At 52.5% G+C, this 24,078-nt stretch carries 19 protein-coding genes; 6 read left to right on the top strand and 13 right to left on the bottom strand.

Annotated features, from left to right (window positions below):
- Positions 1-44: 44 nt before the first annotated feature.
- A complete protein-coding gene (locus ACJJIJ_RS11210) occupies positions 45-3,602 on the bottom strand; it encodes an indolepyruvate ferredoxin oxidoreductase family protein (protein WP_444937426.1) in 3,558 nt (1,185 codons plus the stop codon).
- A 277-nt stretch (positions 3,603-3,879) separates the two neighbouring features.
- On the opposite strand from ACJJIJ_RS11210, the gene ACJJIJ_RS11215 reads away from it, so the two are divergent.
- Positions 3,880-4,350, top strand: coding sequence for an Lrp/AsnC family transcriptional regulator (locus ACJJIJ_RS11215; RefSeq protein WP_152452743.1), 471 nt, complete (start codon positions 3,880-3,882; stop codon positions 4,348-4,350).
- Positions 4,351-4,422: 72 nt separating this feature from the next.
- On the opposite strand, the gene ACJJIJ_RS11220 is transcribed toward ACJJIJ_RS11215, so the two are convergent.
- Together ACJJIJ_RS11220 and ACJJIJ_RS11225 are read right to left on the bottom strand one after the other, a co-directional pair.
- Positions 4,423-4,935, bottom strand: coding sequence for a shikimate kinase (locus ACJJIJ_RS11220; RefSeq protein WP_444884282.1), 513 nt, complete (start codon positions 4,933-4,935; stop codon positions 4,423-4,425).
- A 44-nt stretch (positions 4,936-4,979) separates the two neighbouring features.
- Entirely contained in the window at positions 4,980-5,702 is a 723-nt protein-coding gene (locus ACJJIJ_RS11225; protein WP_444937427.1) for an acyltransferase, read from the bottom strand.
- A gap of 107 nt (positions 5,703-5,809) precedes the next feature.
- On the opposite strand from ACJJIJ_RS11225, the gene ACJJIJ_RS11230 reads away from it, so the two are divergent.
- On the top strand, positions 5,810-6,427 hold the full coding sequence (locus ACJJIJ_RS11230; RefSeq protein ID WP_444937428.1) for a class I SAM-dependent methyltransferase: 618 nt from the start codon (positions 5,810-5,812) through the stop codon (positions 6,425-6,427).
- Here the strand turns inward: ACJJIJ_RS11230 and ACJJIJ_RS11235 are convergent.
- The 8 genes from ACJJIJ_RS11235 to gloA form a co-directional block, all read right to left on the bottom strand.
- A complete protein-coding gene (locus ACJJIJ_RS11235; protein WP_252082410.1) occupies positions 6,362-7,471 on the bottom strand; it encodes a prenyltransferase/squalene oxidase repeat-containing protein in 1,110 nt (369 codons plus the stop codon). The two genes, ACJJIJ_RS11230 and ACJJIJ_RS11235, sit on opposite strands and share 66 nt — an antisense overlap.
- On the bottom strand, positions 7,468-8,220 hold the full coding sequence (locus ACJJIJ_RS11240) for a class I SAM-dependent methyltransferase (protein WP_444937429.1): 753 nt from the start codon (positions 8,218-8,220) through the stop codon (positions 7,468-7,470). The genes ACJJIJ_RS11235 and ACJJIJ_RS11240 overlap by 4 nt, the downstream gene beginning before the upstream one ends.
- Positions 8,220-9,563 carry a glycosyltransferase family 4 protein gene (locus ACJJIJ_RS11245; protein WP_444889824.1) on the bottom strand — a complete coding sequence of 448 codons (1,344 nt, stop codon included), beginning with the start codon at positions 9,561-9,563 and terminating at the stop codon, positions 8,220-8,222. Before ACJJIJ_RS11245 ends, ACJJIJ_RS11240 begins: the two co-directional genes overlap by 1 nt.
- A gap of 603 nt (positions 9,564-10,166) precedes the next feature.
- The gene (locus tag ACJJIJ_RS11250; RefSeq protein ID WP_444937430.1) at positions 10,167-11,552 is read right to left on the bottom strand and encodes a glutamine synthetase family protein; all 1,386 of its coding nucleotides are present in this window, start codon (positions 11,550-11,552) and stop codon (positions 10,167-10,169) included.
- 122 nt (positions 11,553-11,674) lie between these two features.
- Complete coding sequence (locus tag ACJJIJ_RS11255; RefSeq protein ID WP_286036970.1) at positions 11,675-13,081, bottom strand: aspartate aminotransferase family protein; 1,407 nt, start codon at positions 13,079-13,081, stop codon at positions 11,675-11,677.
- Between the two features lie 335 nt (positions 13,082-13,416).
- Positions 13,417-14,088 carry a GntR family transcriptional regulator gene (locus ACJJIJ_RS11260; RefSeq protein ID WP_252082419.1) on the bottom strand — a complete coding sequence of 224 codons (672 nt, stop codon included), beginning with the start codon at positions 14,086-14,088 and terminating at the stop codon, positions 13,417-13,419.
- Positions 14,085-15,191 carry a hypothetical protein gene (locus ACJJIJ_RS11265; RefSeq protein WP_444937431.1) on the bottom strand — a complete coding sequence of 369 codons (1,107 nt, stop codon included), beginning with the start codon at positions 15,189-15,191 and terminating at the stop codon, positions 14,085-14,087. The genes ACJJIJ_RS11260 and ACJJIJ_RS11265 overlap by 4 nt, the downstream gene beginning before the upstream one ends.
- A gap of 60 nt (positions 15,192-15,251) precedes the next feature.
- Entirely contained in the window at positions 15,252-15,692 is a 441-nt protein-coding gene (gene gloA, locus ACJJIJ_RS11270) for a lactoylglutathione lyase (RefSeq protein ID WP_252082423.1), read from the bottom strand.
- Positions 15,693-15,767: 75 nt separating this feature from the next.
- On the opposite strand from gloA, the gene ACJJIJ_RS11275 reads away from it, so the two are divergent.
- From ACJJIJ_RS11275 to ACJJIJ_RS11285, 3 genes are all read left to right on the top strand, one after another.
- A complete protein-coding gene (locus tag ACJJIJ_RS11275; protein ID WP_444937432.1) occupies positions 15,768-16,964 on the top strand; it encodes a hypothetical protein in 1,197 nt (398 codons plus the stop codon).
- Between the two features lie 100 nt (positions 16,965-17,064).
- Positions 17,065-17,811 (top strand): aspartate/glutamate racemase family protein, encoded by a 747-nt coding sequence (locus ACJJIJ_RS11280; RefSeq protein WP_252082427.1) that lies wholly within the window; start codon positions 17,065-17,067, stop codon positions 17,809-17,811.
- Between the two features lie 400 nt (positions 17,812-18,211).
- Positions 18,212-18,922: an SIMPL domain-containing protein gene (locus ACJJIJ_RS11285; protein ID WP_252082428.1), complete on the top strand. Its 711-nt coding sequence runs from the start codon at positions 18,212-18,214 to the stop codon at positions 18,920-18,922.
- Between the two features lie 60 nt (positions 18,923-18,982).
- Here ACJJIJ_RS11285 and ACJJIJ_RS11290 read toward each other — a convergent pair whose 3' ends face one another.
- Entirely contained in the window at positions 18,983-20,344 is a 1,362-nt protein-coding gene (locus ACJJIJ_RS11290) for a metal-dependent hydrolase family protein (RefSeq protein WP_252082431.1), read from the bottom strand.
- A gap of 90 nt (positions 20,345-20,434) precedes the next feature.
- On the opposite strand from ACJJIJ_RS11290, the gene ACJJIJ_RS11295 reads away from it, so the two are divergent.
- On the top strand, positions 20,435-21,046 hold the full coding sequence (locus ACJJIJ_RS11295; protein WP_444937433.1) for a glutathione S-transferase family protein: 612 nt from the start codon (positions 20,435-20,437) through the stop codon (positions 21,044-21,046).
- Between the two features lie 137 nt (positions 21,047-21,183).
- Here ACJJIJ_RS11295 and ACJJIJ_RS11300 read toward each other — a convergent pair whose 3' ends face one another.
- Positions 21,184-24,003, bottom strand: a complete 2,820-nt coding sequence (locus tag ACJJIJ_RS11300; RefSeq protein WP_444937434.1) for a M16 family metallopeptidase — start codon at positions 24,001-24,003, stop codon at positions 21,184-21,186.
- Between the last annotated feature and the right edge of the window lie 75 nt (positions 24,004-24,078).

Consider the following 24,078-nt stretch of genomic DNA (forward strand, 5'->3'; position numbering starts at 1 on the left):
CAACCCCGGCGAAAACCCACCGGGGCTTTAGTAGGAGCGGAACGTTAGCCCACTTGCTGAGCCTTAGTGGGGTCGAAAATTTCAACCTCTCTAGCTTGGCCGGTTTTACCAACAGGATTTTCAAAACGACCTAGCGCCTGCTCTCTTTGGCGTTGCGCCTCCAATACATTAGCCTCTTTGATGTGCCCGTAACCTTTAATAACCTCAGGATAACTGAGCAATTCAATAGCCGCCTGGTGGTTTTGTTCGTTCAACTGCCCCACCACTTTCTCAACCAGTTGCTCATACTCAGCGATTAAAGACCGCTCCATACGTCGCTCAGCGGTATAGCCGAAAATATCCAGAGCAGTACCGCGCAGGAACTTTAATTTGGCCAAGGCTCCGAATGCTTTGTGCATCCAACCACCAAACTTCATTTTGCGAGGACGCCCCAACACTTTGTCGAAACGGGCCAGTAATGGCGGTGCCAAGTTGAATTCGAGGTCAAAGTCTCCGCTAAAATTCTCCCGCAAAGATTGAGTAAAGCGCCCGTCAGTGTAGAGGCGCGCAACCTCATACTCATCCTTGTAAGCGAGCAACTTGGCATAATTTTGCGCAACCACTTCGGCGACCATTTGGCGCCCGGGTACCTTAAGGGTTTCCGCCGCTTTAACTTTATCCACCAAAACTTGGTAGCGCTTAGCCAACTCTACATTTTGATAGCCAGTCAGATGCTCAACCCGGTGAGCAACAATTTCATCCAGACCTTTGGGTAGCTGTACAGGCGCTCGATCGTGAGCAAGCAACCGGTTTAGAGCTTTGCGGTCTGCGGCAGCAAGGCGCCCGGCAGCAAAACCCTGCAGATTGCCCTCCACTGCCACACCATTCAGCTCAATTGCCTGTAACAGCGACGCTTGGGAAAGTGGCAATAGGCCTTTTTGCCAAGCAAAGCCCAACATAAATATATTGGCCGCCAGAGTATCTCCAAGTGCAGATTTGGTCAGACGGTGAGCCTCAACAGAATCCAGCGCGTTAACCGCGTTACTTAGGGTATCGAGAACCGCTTGTGGAGAGTGAGCATCCTCACGCCCCAAAACGGTGGCAGCGGTGGGGCTCAGGTGGGTATTCACCACCGCACGACTGTGGGTTTCATCCAGCTTGGCCAAACAGGCGGCGAGATTTCCCGCAGCGATCAAATCACAAGCCATCAGTGCATCGGCGCGACCATCGGAGATTCGCACGGCTTGCAATGCTTCTGGGTGGGCTGCAAAACGAATATGGGAATACACCGCGCCGCCTTTTTGCGCGAGGCCGGTCTGATCCAGGGTACTGCAGGCTTTGCCTTCTATATGGGCCGCCATCGCCAACAGAGCACCAATAGTCACCACCCCGGTACCACCCACTCCTGTCACCAGGAAATTAAAGGGCTCATCCAGACCCGGCAGCTTTGGTGCAGGCAGCTTTTCTGCCTCTGTGCGCAAGACATCGCCAACGCCCGCACCTTTAGCCAAGCGCCCACCTTTTACCGTCACAAACGAGGGACAGAAGCCATTGATACAGGAGAGATCCTGATTACAACCGGTCTGGTTAACACGGCGCTTGTCCCCCAAAGCGGTAGAAACCTTTTCCACGGCAATACAGCTGGATTGCTGCACACAGTCGCCACAGCCTTCACACACCAACTCATTAATAAAGGGACGCCCCTCAGCCTGAGGTAGTAAGCCGCGCTTGCGCTTACGGCGCAATTCAGTGGCACAGGTCTGGTCATAAATAATGACCGTACACCCTTCCACCTCACGCAACTCCTCCATGACCGCCGGCATATAATCCCGATGGCGAATCTCTACCTCGGAAGGGAAGCTCAGGGCCCCCTGATATTTGTCTGGGTTGTCCATCACCAGAACAACCTTCTGCACACCCTCGGCCAACACTTGGCGGCAAATCATATCCGGTGCCAGCTCTCCATCATGGGGCTGGCCACCTGTCATGGCGACGGCATCGTTGAACAGAATTTTGTAGGTAATATTTACCTTAGCGGCAACAGAAGCGCGAATTGCGAGGACACCCGAGTGGAAATAGGTGCCATCCCCCAGGTTCACAAATACATGCTTTTCATCGGTGAAAGGCGCCTGCCCCACCCAGTTGACTCCTTCGGCGCCCATCTGGGTAAAGGTGAACGTCTCGCGGTCCAGCCACTGGGCCATATAGTGGCAGCCGATTCCGGCAAGGGCGCGGCTGCCCTCAGGCACTTTGGTGGAACGGTTATGCGGGCAGCCGGCACAAAACATGGGTAGGCGAGAAACATTGGAACCCGCCTGTTGCGCGATGCGCTGGGCCAGGGCATTAAGGCGCATCAAGCGATGTCGCCCGCGTTCACCCAGCTTATCCTGATCCAAAATCAGACCAAGCACCTGGGAAATAATGGCCGGGGATAGCTCACCATAGGCGGGCATCAGCGGTTGATCGTGTTCATCTACTTTCCCGAGAATACGCGGGAAATTGGGGTCTTTGAGGTGGACGTTGTACAGCTCCTCTTTCAGCTGCACCTCCATCAGACTACGCTTCTCCTCCAGCACCAGTAGAGTATCTAAGCCACGGGCAAACTCCTGAATTCCAGGTACATCGAGGGGATAGGTCATCCCCACTTTGAGGATACGAATGCCCAAGTGCCGGGCTTTTTCCTCATTAATCCCCATGTCCTCGAAGGCCTGCATCAAGTCCAGGTGAGCCTTACCGGTAGTGACGATACCAAGAGTGGCATTAGAGTTTTCCAGCACTACCTTGTTCAACTTATTCGCCCGAGCAAAGGCTAGAGCCGCCGGGCGCTTATAGCGCCACAGGCGCTCTTCCTGTTCGAGGGGGTTATCCTGCTTGCGGATATTCAGGCCACCTGCGGGGCGCTCGATCTCAGGATAATTGAACTGCACCCGCTGGGGATCGACTTCCACGGTAGCAGAACTATCCATATTCTCTGCCAGAGTGATCATTGCCACCCAGCAGCCACTGAAACGGGACAACTCCAGGCCATAGTGGCCGTAATCCAAGACCTCCTGCACAGTTGCAGGATTCAAGACTGGAAGATGCATATCCACGAAAGCAAATTCCGACTGCCCCGGGTAGGAAGAGGACTTACAGCCGTGATCATCCCCAGCGACAATAAGAGCACCACCCTTTGGCGAGGAACCCGCAGCATTGGCGTGACGGAAGGCATCACATGAGCGATCCACGCCCGGAGTCTTGCCATACCAGATACCACAAACGCCATCGACTTGAGCGCCATCGAATAGGCCAACCTGCTGGGAGCCCCACACGGCCGTCGCGGCCAGCTCCTCATTCACGCCCGGCTGGAATCGAATATTGTGCTGATCCAGTAACTTTTTGGCCCTTGAGAGCTGCAAGTCATAACCACCGAGGGGAGAGCCGCGGTAACCGGAGATAAAAGTTGCGGTATTTAAACCGCGAGCTTGGTCCATCCGCATCTGGTCAATGGGCAGACGCACCAGCGCCTGGATCCCCGAAAGAAGCACACGGCCTTTGAGGGTGGTAAAGCGATCATCCAGTGAGATTTGTTTTTTCCCCTGGGAGTCCACCGCGCGCTGGGGACTGGCTACTTTTTCAGTCATACACCTAGTTTCCGGTCATTTATTCTTCTCGAAACCCAGTTCGAGCTATAAGTCATTATTCTTCCGAATTGCTCCGTCTCGGTAGTTAGCTGATCAATTTTTCGGCACCCTGCAAAACTCTCTGGCGGGTAATCACAAAAAGCGCTCAGGCTGAAACGGATTGGTCAGGTCATACTAGTGCGTTAAGCGCAACAGAGCATTGCTTTATTTACGTAAATGTGCGTAAATTTGTGATGAAAATCTCGATCGAGCAATTTTTTATAGGATAGGAGTCTTTATGAAGCGTTCGACAGACCTGGATGATTTCGACCGCAAGATTCTGCGAGCGCTGCAGGAGAACGCCGATTATTCCATGGCGGAGCTCGGAGACAAAGTCGGTCTTTCCCACACCCCCTGCTGGCGCCGTATCAAAAGGCTGGAGGCGGAGGGTATTATTCGCGGCCGAGTCACCCTGCTGGACCCGCGTAAATTGGACCTGGGAGTCACAGTATATTGTTACGTGACCATCCACAACCACGATGAAGAGTCCCTGAATAATTTCGAGACTGCGGTACAGGATGTTCAGGAAGTGGTCGAATGCTATTCAACCAGTGGCGACAAGGACTATGTTCTGCGTGTAGTAGTGGACAGTGTTGAACATTACGAGCAACTGTTAAAACGCTCACTGGTGCACCTGCCCAATGTAGCCTCAGTGAATTCCACCTTCGCCCTTAAACAAGTGAAATATACCACTCAGTTGCCGCTCTAGCAGAATAAGAGGCTGAGGCAATACCAGAGCCTCATGAATGAGCCCCATAGTTTGTGGGGCTCAAAAAACCTATCAAGCCAACGCCCGCAGCTTTTGCATTAATTGATCCAATGCCTGTTGCAGATTCAAACCATCACAGCGCAAAGTAATATCCGCATATTTGCGGTAGAGGATCTGGCGCTCCTCAAATAAACTTTCAAAACTTTGCTCCGGTGCTTTGGCTATCCCACGACTTTCATAATTGTGGATTCTCCGGCGAAGTTCATCTGCGGAACATTCCAAAAACACGACTGTGCCCTGCGCACGCAGATTAGCCATTCCCTCAGCACTGTAGACCGCGCTCCCCCCAGTGGAAACCACATGCTTGGGCAGCTGCGCTGCGGCTATGACCTCCCCCTCTATAGCCCGTAAATTGAGGTAGTCACTCTCCGCCATAATTTCCTGTAGTGTTTTCCCCTCCCGCGCCTGAATCAAAACATCTGTATCAACAAAATCCAGGGCCAGCTCTTTGGCCAGCAACACACCCAAAGTACTTTTACCTGCACCGGGCATGCCAATCAGAACAATACTTTTTCTTTTTTTCATCTTTTTACCTGTTCGCAAAAATCAAAGCGAAGCAGTAATCAACGTTAATCGCCGCGGCGAGGGAAAAATACAGCGCGCAGCCAGCCAAATAGGCTATTACCTTGCAGCATAAATTTATCCAGCTCATCCATATTGTGAGCCTGGCGGAAAGCATCGGCAAAAAGCGCCTCGCGGGTAATCATTCTTCGTTTGGGGTTAATGGTTTTTATCGGCTTGGCTGGATTCCCTGCTACCACTGTATTGGCTGGCACATCCTTGGTGACCACACTACCCGCGCCGACAACGGAATTATCACCAATGCTTACGCCTTTACAAATAGTCGCACTATCGCCAATCCAAACATTATTCCCAAGACGCACCGGCGCAGTGCAACGAAAAGGCCTGGTACGATTATAGAGGCCATGCCAATCGGAATCAGAAATATAAACATTAGCGGCGATCATACAGGCATCGCCAATTTCTATGGACTGCGCAGCCGATATCCGCACTCCGGGAGAGATCAGCACATAGTCCCCAATGGTAATAAAAGCCTCGCGCCCCTTGTGCCCAAAGGTAGTAAAGCGAATGCACTTTTCCGCATTAGAAATTAAATGGGGATAATTACCCAGGCGAACATTCCCTCCAAAAACATGTACTGAAGAAGGGTCCATCACCTCGGGATCAACACCTACCGCATCAAATTGAGGAAGTAAAAAATAGTGCGTGCGCCAATTGCGCCAATGCAACTGCAGGCGCTTTAACCAGTAAGGCCTATGATCCTTGCGCATAATTAAATATCTACTTGATGGGGCGAACTGCCCACAAAAAATCGCAATTGCTTTTGTGCAAGCGCCGGTTTAGTGTTTGAGCCAAGTAAAATAGCAAGCAGTAAAATATGTCCATCCATTTGCCCATCGATATCCGAGCCATCAAGGGATTCCTCGCTGCCCACGAGGGCGAAGCGCTCTATCATCTTGCCGCTGAGACCAGCAGCCTCGGCCCCTGTCTCGAAGTAGGCAGCTACTGCGGTAAGTCCACAATCTACTTAGCTTCAGCCTGCAAACTGACCGACAGTGTCGTGTTTGCCGTGGACCACCACCGCGGCTCCGAGGAGCATCAACCGGGTGAGGAATACCACGATCCCGATTTGTTTGACCAAAAAGCCAACCTAATGGACAGCTTCCGAACCTTTCGAGCCAATATGAGAGCGGCCGAACTGGAAGACTGGGTTGTTCCCGTGGTAGCTCCCTCCTCGGTGGCCGCGCGCCACTGGAATACCCCACTGGGTCTGGTATTTATCGACGGAGGCCACTCCCTTGAAGCGGCACTGACCGACTATCGCAGCTGGTCCAGGCATATCGTGCCAGGCGGCTACTTGGCCATTCACGATATATTCCCCGACCCCGTCGATGGCGGCCAAGCCCCCTATGACATTTACAAGCTCGCTCTAGCTTCCGCTCAATTCGAGCTGGTCGAAACTGTCGACACCCTGGGCATCCTTCGCCGTATCTGAAGGCAGGCATACCGAGGTAAACAAACCGCTCGCCGGCGTCAGGTCGGCGAGTGCATCTGCCGCAAGCAGCATCGCACCCACGGTCCAGGTGGTTTTCTCCTCAGGCCAAACCGCCTGGTCTCGATAGACATATCCAGTCCAGTAGCCACCATCGCTGTCCTGCCAGCGGTGCAGGCCGCGATAAATGATCTCCGCACGTGCCCGCTGCCCCGAGGCCAATAGGGCCATAGTCAACTCGCAGGATTCCGCCACGGTCACCCAGGGCTCATCATTGACACAACGGCAACCCAAACCGGCCACCACAAACTCATCCCAGCGCTGCTGTAGTCGTGCACGCGCAGCTTCGCCTGTAAATGCACCAGTGAGCACAGGGTAAAACCAATCCATGGAAAAACGCGCCTTGCTCTCCCAGGTACGATCAAAACGCTCGGGTTTACTTTGTAGAGCCACACCTAATGCCGTGCGCCCCCGCACCCATTCCGGTCGAGCCACCCCCAACACACTGGCAATATTGATCGCGCACTCAAGGCTTTTAAAAACTGAAGCACAGCCGGTAATCAGGGCGTCCTCTTTGGGCTGTCCCCCGGCATCCACGGCCCAGTGAATTTCACCGTATTCAGTCTGAAGACCCAGGACAAAATCGATAGCGCGCTCAACCATCGACCAGTACTGCTGTAGAAATCCTTTGTCGCCACTGATCAGGAAATAGTGCCAGACCCCAGTGGCTACGTAGGCGACAAAATTAGTCTCCCGGCGCTCACCGTTATCGATCGCTCCATCTTTATAAGCCGCCCACCAGCTGCCATCCGGCAATTGAATATCCGCCAACCAGCGATAGGCTTTCTCCGCGGCACCAAATTCTCCGGCGATAGCCAATCCCATGGCCGCCTCAACATGATCCCAAGGATCGGCATAGTGCCCTTTAAACCAGGGGATTGAGCCATCGGGTAATTGCTGGGAAAGGATATAGGCTGCGCTATCACGCACAAAACCTACGGGGAAAAGGCTTGTACTCTTTTTGGGGGGCAATACCGTTTCACTCATGGGTTCACCTCCCCAGCCAAACCCAGGGGCTCAGGCGCCCGCTGCTCCGCTTTCACAAAATAGAGCGCGACACTTTTCCCCAAAAGAGGGTTCAACAGCTTTTCAGCCACACGTGTGAGTGCGGGCCGCTTCATCAAGTCCCACACTAACAAGCGATGGTAAGCTTTCACCAAGCGGTTATCTGGCTTATCCCAAAACAGACACTTCAACCACCAATAGGGCGCGTGCAGTGCGTGCGCCTTGTGCCGAGCGAAATGGCGATGTCCCAGGGCTTCAATACTCTGACGGAGCTCCCGCTCACGGAAAATACGGATATGCCCCCCCTCCACCTGATGATACGCATCGCTAAGCTGCCAGCAGACCCACTCGGGAAAATACGCCGGCACAGTAGCGGCAAAGATACCTGAGGGCTTCAATACACGGTCAATTTCTGCGAGAACCGCTTTGTACTCATGAATGTGCTCCAATACCTCGGAGCAGATCACTACATCGAATGTGGCGTCGGCAAACGGCAGCTGCAAACCATTGGCAACCCCAAGTAACAGGCGCCCTTTGGCGTGTTTAGAATTATTAAAAGGCTCTGCCCGCTCATAGGCGGTACACACATCATCTAGGCACAGATCAATGCCGTATACATCCACCTCATCAGTGATCATCAAATGAATGGAGTGACGCCCCTCGCCACAGCCCAGGTCCAAAACTTTTTGTCCCGGGCGAAGGTTCAGGTGTTGCGGATCTACAGTAATCATTAAGCAGCCTCCGCACCACTAACATCTGTATCGACTAAGCCCGTTTCATTCTGCTGTTGCACGACAGACTCGCCAAGTATTTCCCGGTAGTAAGCCACCAGGTTCGATGCCGCCAAACTCCAACAGAACTTGTTTTCAATACGCGCCCTGCCTTGAGCGCCCATATCCGCTTGCAAAGATTTATCCGCCAGAACACGACCAAGGGCCTCCGCCAGCGCATTACTGTCACCGGCCGGGACGACGATGCCGGCGTCGCCGACAACTTCTGGCAGCGCGCCTCCATCACTGGAAACCACCGGGGCCCCACAGGCCATCGCCTCACCCGCAGGCAAGCCAAACCCTTCATACAGTGATGGGCAGGCCACTACTGTTGCACTGCGGTAGTGGTTCACCAGTTCTTCATTGGAAATCCCAGAAACAAACTGCACAGCATCTTGCAGTTTCAACTTCTGCAACAGCTTTTCGGTAGCGCCGCCTTTGCGCAAACGGCCAACCACCAATAGCTCCAGCTCAGGAAAGCGCTCACGCAATCCGGCCATGGCCTGCAGTAAGACTCCAAGCCCTTTGAGCGGCTGGTCCGCCGAAGAGGTCGTCATAATACGCAAGGGTTGGCGATCCACCTTGTTATCGGGGCTGAAGATCTCTGTGTCGATACCGTTATAGATCAGGTGTATTTGCTCCGGCGCCACCCCGAATTGTTCGATGATGTCTCGCTCTGACTGGCGCGATACCGTGACAATATGGCGCAACTTCCTCGAAACCTTGATTTGCATATTCAGGAAGTTGTGCCAGCGTCGCACCAACAAACGAAAGCGCCAGTCCGGCGCCGCATCTAGGGCTAGCTGGCGATCGCGGGTAATGGGATGGTGAATAGTGGCAACAACTGGGAGGCCGCTGCGCTCGATATCCAACAGCCCATAGCAAAGCGATTGGTTATCGTGAACTATGTCGTATTGGGGACCATGCTGACGTAAGTATTTACGCACGCGACGACCAAAAGTATATGGCTCGGCAAAACCGCCGGTCAGTTTACTCAGCCATTCAAAGAAGTCTGCCCAAGAGAGCAGATGTTTTGGTCTAAGGGCACGGCTGGGCTTTTCTACTTCATAGAGATTGAGTCCGGGCATCTTGATCAAGTTCACCCGCTCATCCAGCTCTGGGTAGGGCTGGCCGGATATCACATCGACCGAATGGCCGGCATCAACCAGAGCCTTACTCAAGTAACGGAGATAAATTCCCTGGCCACCACTGTGCGGATGACTGCGATATCCCAGTAGACATATTTTTAGTGGCCGTGTCTCGCTAGCCATTGGACCGTCTGCACAATTTCCCAAGGCGGTCATAGATTCCCCATCTGCTTGTTCTGAGACCCACACTCATTAATCAAAAAGGCAGCGCCCTGCTGTGAAGCCTGGCTAAAGCAATCGACCAATCCGGGGCCCTACGCTGATAAAGCGGAAGAATACACTGGCGGGGAAATGACTGCTAGGCAGAAGTAATCCACTCTCTTGGCCAGTCTGCCCTTCCGCGTGGCTTCTGAAGCCAAATAAAGTACGCAGCGAACTTCTATCAAATACATTATCAGCCGATGAACTACACCAGATCTCTGCGCTGCACATCCCCCATTTAAAAATATTTTTGCCTGCGCCAGGTTTACTCTCAGCCCAGTCATCAGAGGCAGGATGAATAGAAAGAAAAGTGTGACAAGAGTTTTTTAGCAAAAGAGCTGAGAAAATAGCCTATGTATTTATTTTTGACCTGCAAAAAAAAATGCCCGCCAAAAGGCGGGCCAGGTTTCTCGAACACACTTTCAGGAGGAGAGTTTCAAGTACGTTACGCACTTAAATTTAGGTATAGCAGAGTATCGTTCTCTCCTGTATTCCTGCCTGCATTCCTGTCGTAAAAGCCGTTCAGTATTTATGCCGCCGGTACACAAGAAACCGTGATTAAACCCGATGCAAATAACTTTGGTATTCCACATCGGTAACTCGAGCGCCAATCTCCGCCATCTCCTGACGCTTCAGCATAAGGAAAAGTTCGACAAACCGAGGATCGAGATATTCTCTCCACAACGCACTCTTATCAAAGCGCTTCAATGCCCCACTCCAGGTATTAATCAGTTGCTCGCTTTGCACCTGATAGGCATCGCCTTCAACTGGATCGGGAGCCTGTAACTGGTTCTCAATTCCGTGGCAGACACCGGCCAAAATACCCGCCAAGACCAAGTAGGGATTCACATCAGCACCGGCAATGCGGTGTTCGATACGACGAGCCTCGGGATTACTGGCTGGTACTCGCAAAGTGGTGGTGCGGTTGTCGTAGCCCCAGCACAGATTCAGCGGCGCGTGAGAACTCTCTTGGAAGCGGCGGTAGGAATTGCTGTGTGGCGCAAAGAAAGCCATCGCATCATTGGCGGTTGCCAACATACCTGCCGCTGCCTGACGCAGCAGCTCGGAGCCCTCTTCACTGCCATCATCAAAAATATTTTTACCATGGCTATCAACCAAACTCATATGCACGTGCATACCGTTGCCAGCCTGATCCCCAAAGGGTTTAGCCATAGTGCTTACACGGAAGCCATGGCTGCGCGCCACGCCTTTCAGCAAGCGCTTGAATAACAGAGTTTGATCCGCCACCTTGACAGGATCGGCACTGTGCAACAGATTGATTTCAAACTGACCGGGCGCGCACTCTGAGAGCACTGAATCAGCTGGAATACCCTGCTCCTCACAAGCGGCACGCACATCAGCAAAAAAGTGACGCTGCGCGTTCAGCTCAGACAAATCGTATACATCGGTAGAGGGCACCAGTTCGGCATCGTTATCGCTGACTGGGCGCGGGCGCGCCAAGTGATCAACGTCATCGCGCAACAAATAGAATTCCAATTCGGTGGCACAGACTGCGGTATAACCGAGCTTCTGCAGGCGATCCACCACCCGCTGCAGCTGGGCACGTGGATCGGCATAGAGCGGAGAGCCATCCGCCTCGTGCAACTGCATATGCAGCTGGGCTGTTACCTCCCGGTGCCAGGGCGCCAAACTGATCGGCGATACCGGCAGACAAACGCCATCACTGTCACCACTGGCAAATACCAGAGGGCTATCTTCAATATCCCGCCCCCAGATATCCAGGCTGACAGCGCTACGCGGCATTTGCAGGCTTCCCTTCAGCAGCTTCTCCGCCGCTTCTGCTGGTAGCCATTTGCCGCGGGGGACACCATTGATATCGAACATAAAGCCTTCAATCCACTTTAGGTCCGTGTGTTCTGCCAGGAATTTGCGCGACTGCTCCAACAGTTCTGGTTGGGCAGTAAATTCTTTTTCTTGTGACATAAGTTGCCTGAGGTAATCCTGTCAAACCGCAGAAGCGGCCCAGAGCAGTCACCTACATTCTCCGTTGACGGATAGTGGGTGACAGCCTTGCGCCGCTTCCAAAAAGGGGCTAGACCCCGAGTTTACGCTAGAGCTTTAGCGGTGTCGTCAAGTGCGCGATGCGCTTTTTCCACAAGCTCATCCACCTGCTCAGTGGTAATAATCAGTGGCGGCGCAATCACCATGGCATCACCCACGGCACGCATGACCAAACCGTGCTTGATACTCAGATCACGACATACGCCACCGGCAGTGCAGTCATCATCAAAGCGGGCGCGGCTGGCCTTGTCTTTGACCAACTCCAAAGCGCCGACCATACCCAGGCTGCGCGCCTCACCAACGATGGGGTGCTCTGCCAACTCTGCCCAACGTTTGGCAAGGTAAGGGCCAGTCACATCGCGCACATTCTCGATAATCTTCTCATTGCGCAGGATATTAATAGTGGCCAGGCCTGCCATACAGGCCGCAGGGTGCGCAGAATAGGTGTAGCCGTGAGTAAATTCCCCGCCCTTGCTCTTGATCACATCAGCAACGCGATCACCTACCATGGTACCGCCGAGAGGGAAATAACCATTGGTCACCGCTTTGGCGAAAGTCATCAGGTCCGGCTTGAGGCCGTAATAATCTGCACCAAACCATTCACCAGTACGCCCGAAGCCGAATATCACCTCATCCATCACCAACAGAATGTCGTATTGATCCAATACTTTCTTCACTTCTGGCCAGTAGGTTTCCGGCGGAATGACCACACCACCTGCACCCTGGATAGGTTCGGCAATAAAGGCGGCCACTTTCTCAGGGCCCAGCTCCTGGATTTTTTCGTCGAGGCTGCGCGCGGCTTGAATACCGAACTCCTCTGGGGACATTTCCCCGCCCTCGGCAAACCAGTAAGGCTGCTGTACGTGTTCAATGTAATCCAGCGGCTGGAACTGTTTGTGCATACCGCTCATGCCACCCAGGCTGGCACCGGCGATGGTGGAACCGTGATAACCATTTTTGCGGGAAATCACAATGCGCTTCTCGGGCTTGTCCTGCAGATCCCAGAAACGGCGAATCAGGCGCAAATTAGTGTCATTCGCCTCAGAACCGGAGCCGGTGAAGAACACATTGCTCATACTGGCGGGAGTTACTTCTGCCAGTGCATCTGCCAGCTCGATAGATGGCACGGTAGTGCACTGGAAGAAACTGTTATAGAACGGCAGGGTATTCAGCTGCTCATAGATTGCATCGCTAATTTCCTTACGGCTATAACCCAGGTTGCAGCACCACAAACCAGACATACCATCCAGTAGACGATTACCATCGATATCGGTGATATAAGCGCCTTCAGCACTGGTGATCACCCGGGTGCCCTGTTGCCCCAAGTCATTGAAGTCGGTAAAGGGGTGCAGCAGGTGCTCGCGGTCGTGTTGTTGCAGCTCACTTTTGTTCATATTTCGCTCCTGGCTTTGCTCTGGGGGCTCTCCACAGCACCGGACGAGAGCCCGCATGCATCGAATGAGTCATCCCGCAATTGATCACCTACCCTCCGGAGCCCATTAACGTGTCTTGCCGGACAGGGTATTGCTTCCAAAATTTGTGATCACATTCTAGTGGCGAGACTGACGGAAGCGCAAGATCTATCTATGCCTCAGGGTAACAATAGGGTCCAGAACCGCAGTTACCCTTAGTTAGGAGAAAATCCTGAACTGAAATTGCGGCAACAAGAACCTTTACAACAGGGATACGTGAAGACTCTCACAGTGACCTATCAGGAGGAGTAAAGAGGTCAGGCTTGTTGGCCTGGGCTTCTATAAATATGACTGTAAAAGCGCTGGCCCAAGCCCTAGAGTAATTCTTCGGCGGGAATTGAGCCGAGCCCCTCCTCAATATCCTGACGAATAGCAAGGCGCACTCGCGCCACATCGCCATCGGCAATCGCACCAAGCAGGTCCTCGTGGCGGTCCGGCAACTCTTGTACACCGAAGCGCTGGAACACCAGGTGCTGCAGGGGAGCTGTTTGCAGCCATAGGCTCTCTATCAGCGAGAGGATGATATGGGGATGCCCCAGGCGATAGAGGGTAAAGTGGAAATCGAGATTGGCCGTTACATACTCCTCGATATCCTTCTCTCTGAGCGCTTTAGTGACTCGAGCATCTAGCTGTCGTAACCGCTCGAGGGCCCCCCGTCCTACAAAGGGCAGCGCCTGCTCTGCGGCCTGACACTCCAGCGCAACCCGTGCCGCACAAATCTCTGCGAGCTTTTCTGGCGTCATGGTGGGCACAGTGACACGGCGGGTATCAGACAGCTCTAGCGCTCGCTCCGAGGTCAGGCGCCGCAAGGCCTCACGAACAGGCATCGGGCTGCAATTCAAGTCCGCCGCCAAACCCCGGATAGTGACCGGGTGCCCCGGCAAAAACTTGCCGCGCAAAATGGCATCTCGCACCTGAAAATACACACGCTCCTGGGTAGTGCGAAATTCCTCCTGCGGAGGGCTAAATTCCGGTGCCATCTTCATGCGGCCCCAACCTGTTGCAACTTGTGGGGCAAATCATCGGAACCCACTTCGATAAGATGATCTGCTACCCGGCCGGTCTGCCAGATTTCATAAAAGTCGTCTGCCACCTGCCGGCTCATTTCCACCACTTTTTTCCAATAGCGCACACGCTCATCCGAGGGCATCTTATAAAAGTCGTTACGATCCGGGATTTTGCCAAATGGTAACTGCTCAACAAATCCCGGCGACGGTGCGATCAGTAGTGTCGACATCATGGCATCGCCACGCACACGTCGCCAGGACAACCCCTTGTCGAACCAACCGGGCACCATAAACGGGAAGAAATGCGGGTAGAGCACTAATCCACGTGGATGACTGAAGCGCAAATCAAAGTGGTAGTCTGTAATCCCGCCATCGCGATAATTTCCCAAGGGTGCGCCAGCGGGGTTGCGCACACCCGCCATTACCAGTGGTATAGAACCACTGGCGAGCACCACCTCACGGACATTCTCCGGAGTGAGGGGGGCATTCGCCGTACTCAGATTGCCAAACTTCACAGTGGCCTGGGCCCGGGAGTGGAACACTACGCGCTCCCAGAAGGCTTTAAGGCTATGTCTGGAAACCGCATTGACCAACGCAGACGTAAAGAGCGCCGGGGCCAGAATGGCTCGCTTTTCACTTGCCAAGGGGCCACGCCCACGCGCTGTCACGAAGTGACTCTGCCACAAGGGATTCTCCACCACCTCGCGCGCACCACTTTCCCTTAACACTTCCTGTAGAATCGCGCCACCCGTCGCCGTAATCTCAGCCGGGGTGGGCTTGGTATCGCCGTAGCTCTGGTGAATATATCCATATTCCAGACGTTCCAGCGCCGCCAAAGGATTCTCCATGGCGTAGCACATATTACGAAAACTGCCGATTGATGAACCCAGCGTCGCAATAGGCTCACTACGACCTTTGAAAAAAGCCCCCATAAGAACCCGATCCAGCTGACTGATAACCAGCCACTTGGGGCCCCCAGAAGCTCCCACCAAGGTTGAGAACTGCCCTTGATGTAATCCCTCCTCGCGAACCCTACGCGCCGCTTTGGCGCCGGCCAGTAAAATGCAACTGCGGTTCTTCACATAAATTCCTTATCAATTTACCTAAAAGCCAAAGTCAAATGAGAGCCTTGCCAGGGCCAATTACCACTCGCCGCTGTTCTCCATCGACTTCCAGGGTTCCCTCGGTTCCAGGGGCTCGCCATTTTGTAACAGTTCAATTGAGATACCGTCCGGCGAACGGAAAAAGGCCATATGGCCATCGCGAGGGGGGCGATTGATAGTAACCCCCGCATCCATCATTCTCTGGCAGACGGCGTAGATATCATTCACTCCATAAGCCAGGTGGCCGAAGTTTCGCCCGCCACTATAGGACTCCGAATCCCAGTTGTAAGTGAGTTCCAGCGTGGGCGCTTTATGCTGGCGAGCACTATCGACATCCTCAGGGGCCGCAAGATATACCAGGGTGAAACGCCCTTTGTCATAATCTTTGCGATGCACCAATTGCAAGCCCAACTTCTCACAGTAAAACTTTAAGGATTCTTCCAGGTTGGCCACGCGGACCATTGTGTGCAGGTATCTCACCCTCTACTCCTTCCTGTTGCCAGGATCTACAATCGCGGAATAATAAATAATTCAGCTTCGCCTGGCGAAAAGCAAATGTATAAAAAATTCTATCGTGCATTTTCTCAAGCACCCAGCGGCAGCCCATCCTCCATGCTGCACATGGCCTGTCACTCCCATCATTACTGGCCCGATGTGACATTGGAGGCAGTCCAACAATACTGGCAGGATGCGGCACTGCTCGCCGATGACAAGTGGGGACCTATTTTCCAGGAAAAAATACCCGCCTGGCAAAGTGCCGTCGCGCGAACACTAAACCTCCCCGACGCTTCTCAAATAGCTATTGCCCCCAATACCCACGAGCTTGTCTACCGGCTACTTAGTGCCTTTCCCATCACTGAACCCCTGCATATCCTCACTACAGATGGAGAATTTTACAGCTTCACCCGCCAGCTGCAGCGGCTGGAAGAATTGCCCAACATACAAGTAACCCGTATACCCAAACACCCCTTCTCCACCCTGGCAGAGCGCTTTGAGCAGGAACTGCATACGGGAGACTACCAACTGGCTTATGCCAGCCTGGTATTTTTCGATTCTGGCGTGCTATTCCCCGACCTATTGCGAATCGTCGAGCAGAAGCCAATCCAAACCCAGTTTGTAGTCGACGGTTATCATGGATTTTTTGCCCGCCCAATCGACCTGAGCGGTATTGCTGACAAAGCATTTTTTACTGCCGGCTCGTATAAGTACCTGGGTGCCGGCGAAGGGCTGTGTTTTATGAGCATTCCTCGCAACTGCTCCCTACGACCACTAAATACCGGCTGGTTTGCCGAAATTGCGGAGCCTGAAAATCGCCGTGGCCATGTCAGCTATGCGGACAACTGGCTGAGATTTGCCGGGGCAACTATGGATTATTCCTGCCTGTACAAGGGTCTTGCCATTTTCGATCTATTCCGACGCGAAGGTATTACCGTAGATAAAATCCACCGCTATGTCCTCAATGCCCAAAGCCGCTTCCTGAACACAATGAACAAAAACAGCCACCCGCTACTCAACCGGGAGCGCCTAATTCACCACGACCTGAAGGAGGGCCATGGCCACTTTTTCACGTTCGATTGCGGCACAACAGAAAACTCAGAAAAGCTACAAAAAGAGCTGAAAGCCCGAGCAGTCCTTTGCGACAGGCGCCAACATCTGCTGCGCCTGGGCTTTGCTATCTACCATGATGAAAATGAAACTTATCAGCAGGTTTTTGACTCTCCCCAAATAAATTCGGAGGCGCTGTTATGCTGATTAACAGGCTAAGCCAGCCGGCAGTCTCTATTGATCAATACTTTGATCCATACTTTTGCGGACGATGTAATCTTAAAAACGGGAGAGTCCGGACCTAATCATGAAGCTGCTTCTCCTCAACCCAAATACCACAGAATCTATGACGTCACTAATGGCGGGCGCCGCACAAAGGGTTGCATCTCCGCGCACCAAAATCGTAGCGACCACCGCCAAGATCGGCTTTCCTTATATTTCAAGCCGGGTCGAGGCCGAAATTATCGCTAGTGATATCCTCGAGACAATTGCTGAACACCACACACAGGTAGACGCAGTCATCATCTCTGCATTCGGGGACCCAGGCCTCATTGGTGCGCGTCAGTTATTCGACATTCCCGTGATCGGTGTTGCCGAGGCGGCAATGCTGACCGCTTGTGCACTTGGCCAGCGCTTCTCGATAGTCACATTTAGCGATAGTTTGGCGGACTGGTTTCGTGATGGTGTGCTGCGTGCCGGTCTCGAAAATCGCTTCACCAGCATTCGCCTACCTAGCGAGCGTTTCCAATCAATCGAAACTGTACAGGAAGAGCTTAGCGAGAGCTTAGTTCAGCTCGTAGAAGAAGCTGCATATACTGACCGGGCAGATGTCGCCATCCTCGCTGGAGGACCGCTCGCCGGTCTTGCCACAAAGATTTCTGGCAGACTGCCGATTCCTGTGGTCGATCCAGTCCCTGCCGCTGTCGTGCAGGCAGAGGGTCTTGTACGGCTCAACCCAGGTATCGCCCGCGCAGGTGGTTTCGCCCGTCCGCCCGCGAAAGACACATTGGGCCTCCCCGATAGCCTCTCCAGGCGAATAGAGCACACTGACTGAGCTTCTTCCAAGCCTTCCTTATAATCTCTACTCTCCCGATAGCTCTGGCTCAAAGAATTACGGAGGTTGGATTTAGACAGCCCGATACAGCCTGCGATTAAGCATCCTAAAAACGAATGCAGCCACGTGTTTCTAACAGACGTCGTTACCTTCTTCTCCTGAGTTTTGTTTTCTACCAAGAAAGATGAAACTTATCAGAAGAAATTTAGCTCTGATTAAGTTGGCAGCACTTTCCCGACCAAGTGGCAAGCCAATATTACTAAGCAGCTTGTCTACAGCTCCCCGATGATCCGTTATGCTGACCTTCTTGCTCAGCTGCGGTTCAGAAAGGCACTGATAGTATTTGGCGCCTAATGCATCGGAGTGATGCCAAATCCATAGCGATTGATAAGGAAAAATCATGAAGTTAGTAAAATTCTCGACAATCACAGTGCTTACTCTGCTTATCGCCGCTTGCGGAAATGGGCAGGCTCCCTCCGAACGGGGAACCCTGGTCTCTATTGCGGCTCAAGGTGAGGCAAGTCAGGCTCCCGATGTTGCCAATTTGTCTGTAGGCGTGGTAACTGAGGCAGACGACAGTAAGCAAGCCATGCAAGATAATGCCGAACAAATGGCTACTCTAATGAAAGCCATTAAGAAAGCCGGTATTGCCAAGAAAGATATTCAAACCAGCGGCGTCAATCTTTCTCCCCGCTACCATTATCAGAGAGATCAGAAGCCCAAAATCGTCGGCTATACTGCGCGAAATACCCTCAACATCAAAGTGCGCAAATTGGGTGAGCTGGGAGGTGTACTGGATGACCTCACCGCCGCCGGGGCCAACCAAATTAACGGTCCCAGCTTTGAGATTGGCGAGCCAGAACCAGTAAAAGCTGAGGCCCGCGAAAAAGCCCTATTGGATGCCCAGGAGCGCGCGACTATTTACGCTAAAGCACTGGGTATGAAGGTTCGTCGAATCGTGAGTATTTCTGAACAGGGTAGCGGCGGTATGCCCCGACCTATGATGTTAAGGGGCCAGATGGAGTCAATGAAAGACAGTGCTTCAACCCCTATTGCCCCCGGTGAGACTACCGTAGCTGTCAATTTGGACCTGGTCTTCGAGCTGAAATAATCAATTACTTCTATACCGGCCCCGCAACTCTATGCGGTGCCGGTATTCTACTCACAGCTGTCAACCATCCCCCTCATGCTCCAGAAATACCTCCACTGCCGGCTCGCTGGGGTATTTGAAAACCTTCCCTTCCTTCATGACAAACTGCACCCGTTGCAATTCGGAGATATCCTCCAGAGGATTTCCTGCAACCGCAATGATGTCCGCGAGTTTGCCCTCGCTGATACTGCCAAGCTCGTCTTGAATCTGCAGTAATTGTGCGGCATTCCAGGTTGCAGAGCGGATGGCGTCGGCAGGAGTCATTCCCCCCTGTACCATCAAGACAAATTCCCGCGCATTCTCTCCATGCCGGGTCACACCGGTATCGGTCCCAAAGGCAATTTTAACTCCGCGTTTATAAGCCTTGGAAAAAGTCTCTTGCATTAGAGGCCCCATAGTGGTGGCCTTGGGACGAACAATTTCAGGTAAAAAACCATCGATCGCAGATTTCTCAGTTACCCACTCTCCGGCCATCAAAGTCGGAACAAACCAAGTATTGTTCCTACGCATGAGATCCATCACCTCTTCATCCATGTAAGTGCCGTGCTCAATGGAGTTTACACCGGCGCGAATAGCTCGAATCATGCCTTCCTTACCATGGGCATGTACCGCCACGGTAAAGCCATAATCTTTGGCAGTGGCAACAATTGCCTCCAACTCATCCTGCATAAATTGTGGATTTTGCCCACTTTTTGCAACGCTTAGCACCCCGCCAGTAGCTGTGATTTTGATGAGGTCGGCACCATCCTTATAGCGCTGCCGAATCGCCTTGCGCGCGGAAATAGGTCCATCCACAACACCATCGGCCGGGCTAGGATTCCCTACTAAGTCATGGCGGCGACCATTCGTGGGGTCGGCGTGACCACCGGTGGTTGCGATAGATTTTCCCGCAGTGTAGATCCTCGGTCCCTCAATAGTGCCTGCTTCAATCGCTCGCCGCAGACTAACGGTGACATTATCGTGATCACCCAGATTGCGGATGGTGGTAAAGCCCGCCTGCAAGGTACGGCTGGCCGCATCGACACCGCGCAGAGTGAAGTCTGCCGGATTCCAGGTATAAGATTCCGTATAAGCACGAGGACCAAACTCATAAGTGAGGTGGCTGTGCATATCCATCAATCCTGGAAGCACAGTGTAATTGCGCAAGTCGACAAGAATTTCCCGCTCCCGCTTGGCAAACCCTTTTTGTACCGACTCAATACGGCCATCCACAATATGAATGGTGCGATTCTCTAGCAGTTTTCCATTGCTGCTATTGAAGAGTTTCCCCGCATAAATAGCGAGCTCTTCAGCAGTAGCCTGCTGGCAAAACAGACCGGCAAAAACAGCCAGCGCCGTGACTGTGCGGCGAAAGAAGCAGCCTCTCTTGGAACTTGTGGTCATTGTCGTCACCAGTAAATCTCTTTTAGATTTGTAATGTTTTTATGGACAGCTGCTCAATTTAACGCAATCGCCGAGGCGAGAGGAAGCCCTATGAAGATCTATGAGTTTGCAAGCGCCCCCAATTGTCGTCGAGTTCGCATGTATCTTGCGGAAAAAGGCATCGAAGTTGAATTTACCCATGTAGATATTACCAAGGGCGAAAACCTCAGCCCCGAATATCGCAGTAAAGATATCAACAAGAAAGTTCCCGTATTGGAACTGGATGATGGCGCTTATATCTCTGAGTCCGTAGCGATTCAACGATACTTCGAAGAACTACACCCGGAGCCGGCACTCTTTGGCCGCGATGCAAAAGAAAAAGCCCTAGTGGAAATGTGGAATCGCCGTGCTGATCTCAACTTAATGTTTCCAGTAGGAATGTGCTTCCAACACGTTTCTGGCTTTTTCAAGGACCGCATGAATGTCTATCCTGAATTCGGCGAGGATTCGGGTAAACGCGCGATAAAATTTATGGGGGCTCTAAACGACCACCTCTCTGATCATGAATTTCTGGTTGGAAATTATTTCTCAGTAGCCGATATCAGCATGGTGTGCAGTCTCGATTTTGGCAAAGTACAGAATCTGCGCCCGGATGCCGAAAAACACCCCCACCTGATCCGCTGGCGCGAGCAGCTCAAGCAGCGCCCAAGCTTCAAGGCCTAAGGTAAATTTCTGAAACACTATTCGGAATAGACTGCCCAGCGGAGGTCATCAGGTTTTGAAAAAAACCACTAAATGCTCATAAAAAAACGCCCTGGTTTATAAGAAACCGGGGCGCTTTTAGTATGAAATCAATTTTTTTATTGATCTTTTGCGGGTAGTACCTCTACAGGACCAATATCCAGGGCCTCAACCTCTCCCTTAATTTTTTCCAGATCGCCAACAATGACCCAGGTAAATTGATCTGGGGCAAGAAACTCTTGCGCAGAGGACTCTACCTGCTCCTTATTCAACTCGGCCACCCTTTGGGGATAATCGGCAATGTAATCCTCCGGCAAGCCTTTTTCCACCTGCCAGTTGATACTAGACAATAACTGGCCTTTGGTTTGGAAGCGTGCACTCTGTTTTAGCACCTCATCGTTTCGATAGTCCTCCAACTCCTTCTCGGTAATTGGGCGGTTAGTCAAATACTCCTGATACTCTTTGATTAATTCCTTGATGGCCGGGGCTGTTTTATCGGTCTGCACTGGGGCAAACAGAATGTAAGGCCGCTGACCTTCCGTATCCATGGAAACCGCTCGGGCGCCGTAGGACCAATGCTTGTCTTCACGCAGGTTCATATTAACCCGCGAGGTAAACTTACCAGCGATCGTATTGGCCATCGCATCAAAAGCTTCAGCACCCTGCGGCTGCCAAGGCGGCATCACCAATCCAGCCATAATGAAACTTTGCTGGGCGCCTGGACGATCCAGGAGGTAAACCCTGGCCTTTTCCGGGCGCGCCACCTTGGCCACATCAATTTGTGGCAACTCCTCTTTAGGCGCTTTCCAGCCACCCAGAGTTTCATTCAGCAGCGGTTCAATCTCTTTTTCTGTTACATCACCAACAATGGTGAGAGTGGCGTTATCGGGACGGACCCAGGTATTCTGGAAGTTCACCAGATCTTCGCGAGTGATCGACTTAATGCCTTCAGGTGTGCCAGAGCCGGTCAAGGGGGCGCCATAGGGATGCTCGTTACCAAAGAGCAGTGGCGGCAACTCACGCAGTGCCAATCCCTGGGGTTGTGCCTTTTCCTGGGCGATGGCATCCAGGCGATTGGACTTTACCCGCTCGAGATCAGACTCGGGGAAACGGGGCTCGGTTACTACCTTGGAAAATAACTCCAGTGAGGGTTTCAACTGTGACTTAAGGGCACTCATACTGATGGAGTTGTAATCCAAACCACTGCCACCACCAATACTTACCCCTAGCTCCTCAGCTCTGGCGCTAAACTCCAGGCTATCAAGATTGCCGGCGCCCTCATTCAACATTTGTGCCGCGACTGAAGCGAGCCCGGGTTTACTTTTGTCTGCTGAGGCGCCACTGCGAAATTGCAGATTCATTAACACAACCGGCGTATCGTGGCGCTCAGCCAAAACAACCCGAAGACCATTTTTCAGGGTAAAGTTCTGCTGCTTAGGTAATTCCAGCTCTACATTTTTATCCACCTCCGGCAGCTTACTGCGGTCTGCCCCCTCGGTGGCTGCGGTGAACTGCTGCTGAGGCTGGATAATCAAAGTGTAAGAGTCATCTTTCAGCCACTGCTCTGCAACATCCTGCACCTCACGAGCGGAAACCTTGGCATACTCTTCAACACCTTTCAGAAGTGCGCCGGGATCGTCATAGTAAAATTCCGAACGGGCGAGGATATCGCTCTTACCACCAAAGCCACCGGTTTTTTCCAATCCTTTTACCAGGCTGGCGAATTCACCCTGCTTAACCCGGCGCAGCTCTTCTGCGCTGACGCCATTTTTAGCAAACTGCTGCAACTCTTTATCTAAAAGCTTTTCCACTTTATCGACAGGCTGCCCCGGCTTTACATCCACCACAATAATCAGCTGACCTGCCAACTGGCGACCGTAATAAAAAGCACTCACACTGGTTGCTACTTTTTCATCCCGAACCAATCGGCGATATAACAAGGAATTTTTACGATTTGCCAGCAGCGAAGTCATCAGCTCCAGGGCATGCTCTTCCTCACTACCAATGGCGGGGACATTCCAAACCTTGTAAATACGGGTTTGCGGTACTTGGTCGTGAACAACTTCGCGCTTTTTCACCTGGGTGGGTAACTCCCAGTTTTTGATTCGAGGTTGCACTTTAGTACTGGGAATATCAGCAAAATATTTGCGCGCCTTGGCCATCGCCTCATCAACACTGATATCACCGGCAATAACCAGGGTAGCGTTGGCGGGTTGATAGTGATCTGCAAACCACTTCTTTACATCTTCAAGGCTGGCATTATCCAGGTCTTCCATGGAACCTATAGGTGTCCATGAATAGGGGTGATCCGCAGGGAAGGTACTTTTGGCAATAATGTCAAAAGCCTTGCCGTAGGGCGCATTCTCTCCCTGGCGCTTCTCGTTTTTCACCACTCCGCGCTGCTCATCCAGCACCTCCTGGGTAATAGCGCCTTGGAAGTGGCCCATCCGGTCAGACTCCATCCACAGAGCCATATCCAGAGCCCCCTTGGGAACTGTGGCAAAGTAATTGGTGCGATCGTTACTCGTGGTGCCGTTCATATCGGTAGCACCGGAGCGCTGAAAGGGTTCAAAGTATTCGCCGGGAAAGTTCTCACTGCCATTGAACATAAGGTGTTCAAATAAGTGCGCAAAGCCGGTTTTACCCTTCGGCTCATCCTTGGAGCCCACCTTGTACCAGATGTTGGTAGAGACAACCGGGGCCTTGCGATCCTCGTGCACAATAACGGTCAGTCCGTTAGGCAAAACTTCCTTGTGAAAGGGAATATCCAGTTGAGGAGGCGGTACGAATGCTTTCTGATCCGTAGCCGCATCTTTACTGCTGGCTGCGGCTTCCTTGTCCACGGAAAGAGCGTGGGGGGTATCATCGGTAGACTGATTACAGCCGGCAAGACCGGCAGTAGCGATAACGACACTGAAGAACACTGGACGCAAGTCCATATTGTCACTCCCTAGTAATAACCGCGGATTCAGGATGGCAAGTTTAGGCCAGTATCCAATCCATTTACCGGCTCG

It is taken from the genome of Microbulbifer mixtoriginis (SeqCode), assembly GCF_052467945.1.